Origin of the sequence: Noviherbaspirillum sp. (assembly GCF_036846085.1) — a bacterium.
Taxonomy (GTDB): Bacteria; Pseudomonadota; Gammaproteobacteria; order Burkholderiales; family Burkholderiaceae_D; genus Noviherbaspirillum.
This window is the reverse complement of sequence record NZ_DAIUCO010000209.1, coordinates 1-9709: the sequence shown is the minus strand read 5'-3', so window position 1 is coordinate 9709 and position 9709 is coordinate 1. Positions and strand designations below refer to the sequence as shown.

Genomic DNA, 9709 nt, shown 5'->3' with positions numbered 1-9709 from the left:
CCGGGGAACTGCGCGCCATCGGCGACGTATTGCGCGACCAGTTGTTCTATATGTCGCGCGTCGGCTTCGACGCCTTCGTGGTGCGCGCCGACCGGGATGTCCATGATGCGCTGAAAGGGCTGACCGATTTCTCCGAACCCTACCAAAGCTCGTGGGACCGCAAGTCGCCGCTGTTCCGCCGCGTGCAGCGCGCCGGAGAGCCGGCATGAGCGACTACGCTTCGCTGGTGACGGAAACGCGGGCGACACTGGAGCGCATCGCGCGCGACTTCTCGCCGGCGGTTTTCGCATCCAGCCTGGCGGCGGAAGACATGGTGCTGACGGACATGATCCTGCGCGCAGGATTGCCGATCCGGATCTTCACCCTGGAGACTGGGCGCCTGCATAAGGAGACCCTCGACGTCCTGGGCCGCATCAAGGAAACCTATGGCCATGACGTCGAGCTGTACAAGCCGGACGCAGCGGCCGTCGATGCCTATGTGAGCAATCATGGGCTCAACGCCTTCTATGACAGCATCGATATGCGCAAGGAGTGCTGCCGCATTCGAAAGGTCGAGCCGCTGAACCGTGCGCTCGCAGGCAACAAGGCCTGGATCACCGGCCAGCGCCGCGCGCAGTCGACCACGCGCGCCGCGCTCGACGTGCAGGAAAACGACGAGGCGCACGGCATGACGAAGTTCAATCCCCTGGCGGACTGGTCCGAACAGGATGTGTGGAACTACCTCCGCACCAACGGCGTGCCGTACAACCAGTTGCACGACAAAGGCTATCCGTCCATCGGCTGCGAGCCCTGCACCCGCGCCATCCAGCCGGGCGAGGATGTCCGCGCGGGCCGCTGGTGGTGGGAGAACCCGGAAACCAAGGAATGCGGCCTGCACGTGGTGGACGGGAAGCTGGTGAGGATCAAAGCGGTACCCGTAGCATAGAAAGAACGCCCCTCCCTCTCAAGGGCGCCAAGCCAGGGGGAGGCCAGATGCGGGATGGATCATATCGATCCGCATCCCCCTGCCCGCCACCTGGCGGGAACGGACTCCATCAATTCATCGACCTGAGCAAAACCTATGAACACAGCAGTCGAAAAACTTTTCCTCGATGCCGCCAGCAACCGCCATCTCGATTGGCTGGAATCGGAATCGATCCACATCATGCGCGAGGTTGCCGCCGAATGCACCAACCCTGCCCTGCTCTTCTCCGGCGGAAAGGATTCCATCGTCCTGCTGCGTCTCGCCGAAAAGGCTTTTCGTCCGGGCAAGTTCCCGTTTCCGCTGGTGCACATCGATACCGGCCATAACTTCCCGGAAGTGATTGCCTTCCGTGACAAGCGCGTGGCGGAACTCGGCGAAAAGCTGATCGTCGGCTCGGTGGAAGACTCGATCAAGCGCGGCACGGTGCGACTGCGCAACCCGCAGACCGATTCCCGCAATGCCGCCCAGGCGGTCACGCTGCTCGAAACCATCGCCGAGCACAAGTTCGATGCCTGCATCGGCGGTGCTCGCCGCGACGAGGAAAAGGCGCGCGCCAAGGAAAGGATCTTTTCCTTTCGCGACGAGTTCGGCCAATGGAATCCGAAAGCGCAGCGCCCCGAGCTCTGGGACCTGTACAACACCCGCGTCCACCCTGGCGAGAACATACGCGTGTTCCCGATTTCGAACTGGACCGAACTGGATGTCTGGCAGTACATCGCCCGCGAAAAGCTCGAACTGCCGCAGATCTATTTCGCCCATGAGCGCCAGGTCATCCCGCGCAACGGCCTGCTGGTGCCGCTGACGGACCTGACGCCGCCGCGTGACGGCGAAACAGTGGAAACCCGCGTCGTGCGCTTCCGCACCGTGGGCGATATCTCCTGCACCTGCCCGGTCACGTCGGATGCGGCGACGGTGGACGCGATCATCGCCGAAACCGCCGTCACCCAGATCACCGAGCGCGGCGCCACGCGCATGGACGACCAGACATCGGAAGCATCGATGGAAAAACGCAAGAAAGAAGGATATTTCTGATGAACGCAATCGCCGAAACAAATCTGTCGAAACCTGCGCAAGCGGAACGCGGCCTGCTGCGTTTCATCACCGCCGGCTCCGTCGACGACGGCAAGAGCACGCTGATCGGCCGCCTGCTGTTCGACAGCAAGGGCATCTTCGCGGACCAGCTCGACTCGATCTCGCGCGCCAAGCACAAGCGCACCGTCGGCGACACCATCGACCTGTCGCTGCTGACCGACGGACTCGAAGCGGAACGCGAGCAAGGCATCACCATTGACGTCGCCTACCGTTACTTCGCCACGCCGAAACGCAAGTTCATCATCGCCGACACGCCTGGCCACGAACAGTACACACGCAACATGGTGACCGGCGCATCCACCGCCGATGCGGTGATCATCCTGATCGACGTATCCAAGGTGAAGCTGGGCGAGGACGGCAGCGTGGAGCTGCTGACGCAGACCAAGCGCCATTCGACCATCGCCCATCTGCTGCGCATCGAGCATGTGATCGTCGCCGTCAACAAGATGGACCTGGTGAACTACGACCAGACGACATACGACCGCATCGTCGGCGCATACCAGGCATTCGCAGACCAACTGGGCCTGAAGGACATTCATCCGATCCCGCTCTCCGCACTGGCCGGAGACAATGTCGTCGATGCCGGCGACAAAATGCCTTGGTACAAGGGGCCGACCCTGATCCAGCTGCTGGAATCGCTGTCGGTCTACGACGAATCGCACGACGAGCCCTTCCGTTTTCCGGTGCAGCTGGTGGCGCGCCACAACGGTCATGAAGCCAACGACTTCCGCGGCTACATGGGCCGCATCGAGGCCGGCAAGGTCAGCAAGGGCGACAAGCTGGTGGTGCAGCCAAGCGGGCAGACGGCGACGGTGAAAGACATCGTCACCCTGGACGGCTCCCTGGATTCGGCGGTGGTCGGCCAGTCGGTCACGCTTCTGCTGGAGGAATACCGGGACATCTCGCGCGGCGACATGCTGGCTGCCGCCGGCAGCCCGGCAACCCTCCTGAAGACGGTCAAGGCGGAAGTCTGCTGGCTGTCGGAAGAACCGCTCGACATGCGGCGCAAGTACTGGCTCAAGCACACCACCAAGCAGGTCGGCGCGCGGGTCACCGGCATCGACACGCTGCTGGACGTCAATACCCAGGAGCGCCGCACCGCCGACTCGCTGTCGCTGAACGATATCGCCACCGTGTCGATCAACGTCCAGCAGCCGCTGGCCGCCGATGCATACGATGCGATCCGCGCCACCGGCGCATTCATCCTGATCGACGAAGTCACGCACCAGACAGTCGCCGCAGGCATGATCAGGCTCGCCTGAATCATTCCGCCGTCGCAGATGGTCCCCGGGATCGTACGATGAGTTTTGGCAAGGTGTTTCTCATCGGCGCAGGACCGGGGGCAGCAGACCTGATTACCGTTCGCGGGGCACGTATCCTTGCGCAAGCGGAGGTCGTGCTGCACGACGCGCTGGTGACTGGAGAGATGCTGCAACTCTGCCCGCAGGCAGTTCTCATCCCGGTCGGCAAGCGTTCGGGTCAGCGGTCCACCGCCCAGACCCTGATCAATCAACAGCTGATCGATTGCGCCCGGCAGTATCGCCTTGTCGTCAGGCTCAAGGGTGGCGATCCGATGATGTTCGGGCGAGCCGATGAAGAACTTCGGGCGCTGGAAGCGATGGGCATCGATGTTGAGATCATTCCCGGCATCACCGCCGCACTTGCCGCCGCCGCGTCCACCCGGCAGCCGCTGACGAAACGCGGGGTTGCACGCAGCGTGGCTTTCTTTACTTCCAGCACCGCGCCCAACCATCCGGAACAGACCACCCTCCCCGATTGCGACACGCTGATCCAGTACATGGGCGGCAAGGAAGCGATCACGACGGCGCAGAAACTGATGGAACAAGGCCGTCCGCCGACGCTACCGGTGATCGTGGTGGAAAACTGCAGCCGTCCCGATGAGCGGGTGATGTATCTGCAGCTATCGGAACTGGAACGCGGACTGGCGCAGTGTCATGGGCCGGTGCTGGTAATGTTTGGCGAGGCGCTTGGGAGGCGGGGGTAGCTACCGGGCGTTACGCTCGTGCTGATGCATCGCAAGTTGTCGCTGAATCCTCGGATTTCAAGAATTCATGATCTTGCTGAGTTAATTTTGCTCTCCGAAAAGCGCCTTCCCCCTTACTGGGGGCAGGAACCTTACAGCCATCGATCGGATGGGGTAGCAGTATGCCACGGCGATTCTCGGTGCTACTGTGCCCCCAAACTATCAACACAGTATTTCGCAATCGCATTCAGCACCCCGTCATCCTCCCCCACCGCACCGGCAACCTTCATCGTCAATTCCGGATGATCATGCTTCAACTGCTCGACCATCTCCGGCAGGTCGCGCAGCAGATGTCCACCCCGGCCAAAAAACACCGGGACAATCGTGACTTCGGTGACGCCCTTGTCTTCGAGCTGCTGCACCAGTTCCGGCAGGCGCGGCGTCATCAATTCCAGGAATGCGAGGGACACCTCGACATCCGGTGACTGCTGCTGGACCAACGCCTGCAGCCGTTCAAACGGAATGGCCCAACGGGCATCCCTTGCACCATGGGCGAACATGACGAGTGCGCGCGTTTTCATATCTCTTGCCTTTCCTAATGCCTTTCAACCCACCAAAGAGCACCAATCGCGGCCAGCAGGAACATCGCGCTCGGCAGCACGGCGGTGACCGGCGCCGGCCAGGTGTTCAGTAGCCCGAGGTGGGAGAACAGGCTGTTAATCAATTGAAAACTTACGCCGATCATGATGCCGACGAAAATCTTCAGGCTGACGCCCCCGGCGCGGAAATGCAGGTAAGCGAACGGCAGGGCCAGCGCCATCATCACCAGCACCGCGAACGGGTAAATCATCTTCTTCCAGAGCGCCATTTCATAGCGCTCCTTGTCCTGGTTATTTTCCGCCAGGTGCTTGGTGTATGCGGACAGGTTACGCGCCGACATCCGGTCCGGATCTGCGAACAGGACCGACAGGATGTTCGGCGTGATCTCCGACACCAGGTCGCGCGCCTGCACGGTTTCAGTCTTCACTTTGGTCTGCGGTCCGGAAGGCGCCCGCGGGAACGTCGTTTCCGAAACATTCACCAGGCGCCAGGTATTTTCACCTACGTACCGCGCGTGATCGGCGGTTACCAGCGCGGTCATGCGGAAATCGCGGTCGAACTCATACATCTTCACACCCTTGAGCTGACCGTCGGGACTGACTTCCCTCACATTGAGAAAGCGCGATCCGACGTTCGCACCGCTAAGGCCGTTCTCCCGGATGACATCCTTGGTCCACAGCCCCGACCGGAACGCCTGCGATACCGACGATCCCTGTGCCTGCAGCTTGAGTTTTTCCGCCATCTCGCTGGTGACCGGGGAAATCACCTCGCCGAACAGGAAGGTCAGCGCGACAAACAGCAAGCCGACCTTTGCCAGGATCAGGCCGGCGGTCCGTGTCGACATGCTCGACACTCGCATGATGGTGAATTCGGACCTTGCGGCAAGTTGCGCGAGCGCATAGATCGTGCCGATCAGCGCGGCGATCGGCATCAGGTCGTAGGTGTAGCCCGGCATTCCCATCAAGACATACAGGAACGCATGCTGGACCCGGTAGCCGCCGCGACCGACATCCTTCAATTCACCGATCAGGTCGAAGAATGCAAACAGGGCCAGGAAGGCGATCAGTACGAATACGACGGAACTGACGACTTCCTTCGTCAGGTATTTATCGATCACTCTCATGACGCGCCTGCCTTCTTCATCGCGAGCGTCCGCCGGAACCTGCCCCACAAAATCGCGGGATGGTACCGGCTGTTCACCTTCACCCGCCAGGTAAAGAGCAGCAGGATCATCAGCAGCGCGACCAGGTGCATGGGCCACCATGCCAGCATGATGGACATGCGCCCCTGCACCACCGACGCCTGGAATACGCTCACCATGTTGCTGTAGACCACCGCCAGCACCAGCGCGATCATCAGGTTGGCGGAGCGGCCGGCGCGCGGGTTGACGAAGCCGAGCGGGATCGCCAGCAGCATCAGCAGCAGGCACATAAGCGGCAGCGAGCAACGCCAGAGCAATTCGCCCAAGTTGAAATTGTTTGGATTCGCCAGTAATGCCAATGTCGACAGCGAGCGGGCGGACGTATCGCCAACCAGGGCTTCCGACTGCCGGGCGACCAGTACGCCGTACCGCTCGAATTCCATCATCCGGAAATCCGACTGGTTCGGCACGCCGTCGTAGCGGCGGCCCTGGCTCATTACCAGGAACTTGTCGCCGCGCTCATCGATCTCGATCGTGCCCTCTTCGGCGACCACCACGCTGGTGCGGCCGTCCTTGACCGTGTTGACGAAGACATTCTTGACCTTGGCGGCGTCGCCCGTCACGGCCTCGACGAAAAAAATCCGGTCGGATGACGACGACTCCTGGAACTTGCCGGGCGATACCTTGGCGATGTCCTCGCGCTTCTGGAAGCGTTCGCGGAACTCGGCGCTCTGCCGGTTGGCCCATGGCGTCAGCACGAAACTCAGCGCGCCGGTCAGCACGACAATCGGGATGCCGAATGACAGCACCGGCCGTATCCATCTCGACAGGCTGAGGCCGGATGCAAACCAGACCACCATCTCGGAATCCTGGTAACTGCGGGTGACGACCAGGAGCACCGAAATGAAGCCGGTAAGAATCAGGATGATCGGCAGGTAGTTGAGTGCCGCGAAACCGATCAATGCCACAACGTCCTGCGAAGCGACCCTTCCTCCAGCGGCCTGGCCGAGGATGCGGATCAGCATGATGGTGATGGTAATGGTGAATAAGGTGGTGAAGACCGCGCCGGCAGTGCTTGTCAATTCGCGGCGAAGAGCGCGCTGAAAAATCATTCGGGATAAGGCCTATTTCAGTACGTGGATTCGGATCATCGCAGCGGGAACCATTCCGGGTCGGCATGAAGCGGCATGCGAAAGCCTCGATGCAAACATGGCAATGCGGACCGGCTTTTGATTATTTGATGTGCGTCACGTTCCTGCACGATCACATCGGCGTTGCTGCCCATTGTGGCTTTTGTTACGGGGTGTCGCGCATTGTCGATATCCGGATACGCTCTATAATTGCGGCTGGATAAGGAGTGACTCATGGACTTTAGCATAAAAACTATTGACGCCAAAACCGGCGTTTCCAGCATCAAATCCGGCTGCATCGCGGTCGGCGTTTTCGAGAACAAAAAGCTGTCCGATACTGCACGTGAGCTCGACCGCAAAGGCGCCATCAGCGCCGCCGTAAAGTCGGGCGACATCTCCGGCAAGCCCGGATCCACACTGCTTCTCCGCAATGTCGACGGCATTGCGGCCGAACGTGTTCTCCTTGTAGGCATGGGCAACGAGGACACTCCCACCGAAAAGAATTTTCTGACCGCCGCGCAAGCAGTCGCCAAGGTATTCGCCAGCCTCGGCTCGAACGACGCCGTGATTGCATTGCCTGTCGACAAAATCAAGGACAGGGACGCGACATGGGCCGTACGGGCAACGGTCGTCGCGCTGCGCGACGCGGACTACCGGTTCGATGTAATGAAAAGCAAGAAGGAGCCCGAGCAGGCTGGCGTGCGCAAAGTCACCATTGCCGCATCGGCAACGGACACCGGCGCACTGAAAACCGTCGTCGCTCAAAGTGTGGCTCTCGCCAATGGCATGGACCTGACCAAGGACCTGGGGAACCTGCCCGGCAACGTCTGCACACCAACCTATCTTGCCGATACCGCCAAGAAACTCGCAAAGGAATTCAAGCTGGGCGTCGAGGTGCTCGACCGCAAGCAGCTCGAGGCACTGAAGATGGGCAGCTTCCTGTCCGTCACACGCGGCACCGACGAGCCACCGAAGTTCATCGTACTCAAACACATGGGCGGCAAGGCGAAGGATGCGCCCGTCGTGCTGGTCGGCAAGGGCATCACCTTCGACACCGGCGGCATCTCGCTCAAGCCGGGCGCCTCGATGGATGAGATGAAGTACGACATGTGCGGCGCGGCCTCGGTGCTCGGCACGTTCCGCGCCATCGCCGAAATGGATCTGAAGCTCAACGTCATCGGTGTCATTCCGAGCTGCGAAAACATGCCGTCCGGCCGCGCCACCAAGCCGGGCGACATCGTGACCTCGATGTCCGGCCAGACCATTGAGATCCTCAACACCGACGCCGAAGGCCGCCTGATCCTGTGCGATGCGCTCACGTACGTCGAGCGCTTCAAGCCTGCGGCGGTGGTCGACATCGCTACCCTCACCGGCGCCTGCATCACTGCTCTCGGCCATCACAATACCGGCCTGTTCACCCGCCACGATGATGCGCACGATGAACTCGCCAATGATCTGCTCGCGGCCGGCAAGGCCACCGGCGATACCGCATGGCGCATGCCGATCGAAGACGTCTACCAGGAACAGTTGAAGTCGAACTTCGCCGACATGGCCAATATCGGCGGCCCGCCGGCCGGCAGCATTACCGCCGCCTGCTTCCTCGAGCGCTATACCCGCAAGTACACCTGGGCGCACCTCGACATCGCCGGCACCGCATGGAAAAGCGGCGCGGCAAAAGGCGCGACGGGACGCCCGGTGCCGATGCTGACCGCCTTCCTGCTCGACAGGGCGCAGGCCAACGGCCGGAAGTCGGCGTGAGCATCGTTGCATGAAGCTCGCCACCTGGAACGTCAATTCGCTGAAGGTCCGCCTGCCGCAGGTACTGCAGTGGCTGGCGGACAATCCCATCGATGTGCTGTGTCTTCAGGAAACCAAGCTCACCGATGACAAGTTCCCGTCCGCCGAGATCGAAGCCGCGGGCTACCACGTCATCTTCACCGGCCAGAAGACCTACAACGGCGTCGCAATCCTGTCGAAGCATCCGATGAGCGAGGTAGTGAAGAACAACCCGCGCTTTGAAGACGAGCAGCAGCGCATCATCGCCGCCACCATCGAAGGCATGCGGGTGATCTGCGCCTACATCCCGAACGGCCAGTCGATCGACTCGGACAAGTACCAGTACAAATTGCGCTGGCTCGACGGGCTGCATGACTGGCTTGCGGATGAACTCGGGCAGCATGATGGCGTCGCCCTGCTGGGGGACTACAACATTGCGCCGGATGATCGTGATGTACACGACCCTGTGGCGTGGAAGGACCAGGTGCTGGTGTCGGAGCCGGAGCGGGCGCAATTCCGGCGCTTGCTGGAACTTGGATTCAAGGATTCGTTTCGCTTGTTCGAGCAGCCGGAAAAGATTTACAGCTGGTGGGATTATCGGATGATGGCTTTCCGGCGGAATATGGGGTTGAGGATTGATCATATTCTGCTGTCGCCGGCGCTTGCTGCGCGGTGCACCGGGTGTGTGGTGGATAAGGTGCCGAGGAAGTGGGAGCAGCCGTCGGATCATACGCCGGTGGTGGCTACGTTGGCGTGATGAGTTTGACAGATTGATTGGTTTCTTCGGTGATGCAATGCGTGTTGTTCTCCGTGGATGCTAGCCGGGACTGGCCCCGGCGGGCCACCTTCTTTTTTGCTTCGCCAAAAAAGAAGGCAAAAAAGGCGACCCCGTTATCGCCGCCCCTTCGGGGTGCCCAAAAGTGACACGATCAAAACGGGAAGCGAAATAAACTCGCCTTCGGCTCAAACAAATTTCGCTTCTGATCCGTTTTGACCGCGTCACTTTTGGCGTCGCTAAAAGG

General features: G+C 60.9%; 10 protein-coding genes. 7 read left to right on the top strand and 3 right to left on the bottom strand.

The genetic code is table 11. The annotated features are described in order from the left end of the window. From V7080_RS19740 to cobA, 5 genes are all read left to right on the top strand, one after another. A partial coding sequence (locus V7080_RS19740; protein WP_334190104.1) for a DUF934 domain-containing protein occupies positions 1-209 on the top strand: 209 nt, incomplete at its 5' end. Beyond that, positions 206-925 carry a phosphoadenylyl-sulfate reductase gene (locus tag V7080_RS19735; RefSeq protein ID WP_334190103.1) on the top strand — a complete coding sequence of 240 codons (720 nt, stop codon included), beginning with the start codon at positions 206-208 and terminating at the stop codon, positions 923-925. The genes V7080_RS19740 and V7080_RS19735, both read left to right, overlap by 4 nt. A gap of 135 nt (positions 926-1060) precedes the next feature. Further along, positions 1061-1996 carry a sulfate adenylyltransferase subunit CysD gene (gene cysD / locus V7080_RS19730; RefSeq protein WP_334190102.1) on the top strand — a complete coding sequence of 312 codons (936 nt, stop codon included), beginning with the start codon at positions 1061-1063 and terminating at the stop codon, positions 1994-1996. Then, on the top strand, positions 1996-3318 hold the full coding sequence (locus tag V7080_RS19725; protein WP_334190101.1) for a sulfate adenylyltransferase subunit 1: 1323 nt from the start codon (positions 1996-1998) through the stop codon (positions 3316-3318). The genes cysD and V7080_RS19725 overlap by 1 nt, the downstream gene beginning before the upstream one ends. Positions 3319-3356: 38 nt before the next feature. Then, complete coding sequence (gene cobA, locus V7080_RS19720; protein ID WP_334190100.1) at positions 3357-4061, top strand: uroporphyrinogen-III C-methyltransferase; 705 nt, start codon at positions 3357-3359, stop codon at positions 4059-4061. Positions 4062-4243: 182 nt separating this feature from the next. Here cobA and V7080_RS19715 read toward each other — a convergent pair whose 3' ends face one another. From V7080_RS19715 to lptF, 3 genes are read right to left on the bottom strand one after another with little or no spacing between them, the layout of a single operon-like run. Next, positions 4244-4621 (bottom strand): sirohydrochlorin chelatase, encoded by a 378-nt coding sequence (locus tag V7080_RS19715; RefSeq protein ID WP_334190099.1) that lies wholly within the window; start codon positions 4619-4621, stop codon positions 4244-4246. Positions 4622-4635: 14 nt separating this feature from the next. After that, positions 4636-5763 (bottom strand): LPS export ABC transporter permease LptG, encoded by a 1128-nt coding sequence (lptG, locus tag V7080_RS19710; RefSeq protein WP_334190098.1) that lies wholly within the window; start codon positions 5761-5763, stop codon positions 4636-4638. Then, on the bottom strand, positions 5760-6893 hold the full coding sequence (gene lptF / locus V7080_RS19705; protein WP_334190097.1) for an LPS export ABC transporter permease LptF: 1134 nt from the start codon (positions 6891-6893) through the stop codon (positions 5760-5762). The genes lptG and lptF overlap by 4 nt, the downstream gene beginning before the upstream one ends. 252 nt (positions 6894-7145) lie before the next feature. Here lptF and V7080_RS19700 point away from each other — a divergent pair, with 252 nt between their 5' ends. Further along, entirely contained in the window at positions 7146-8669 is a 1524-nt protein-coding gene (locus tag V7080_RS19700; RefSeq protein WP_334190096.1) for a leucyl aminopeptidase, read from the top strand. Between the two features lie 10 nt (positions 8670-8679). Beyond that, positions 8680-9444: an exodeoxyribonuclease III gene (xth, locus tag V7080_RS19695; RefSeq protein ID WP_334190095.1), complete on the top strand. Its 765-nt coding sequence runs from the start codon at positions 8680-8682 to the stop codon at positions 9442-9444. Positions 9445-9709 lie beyond the last annotated feature (265 nt).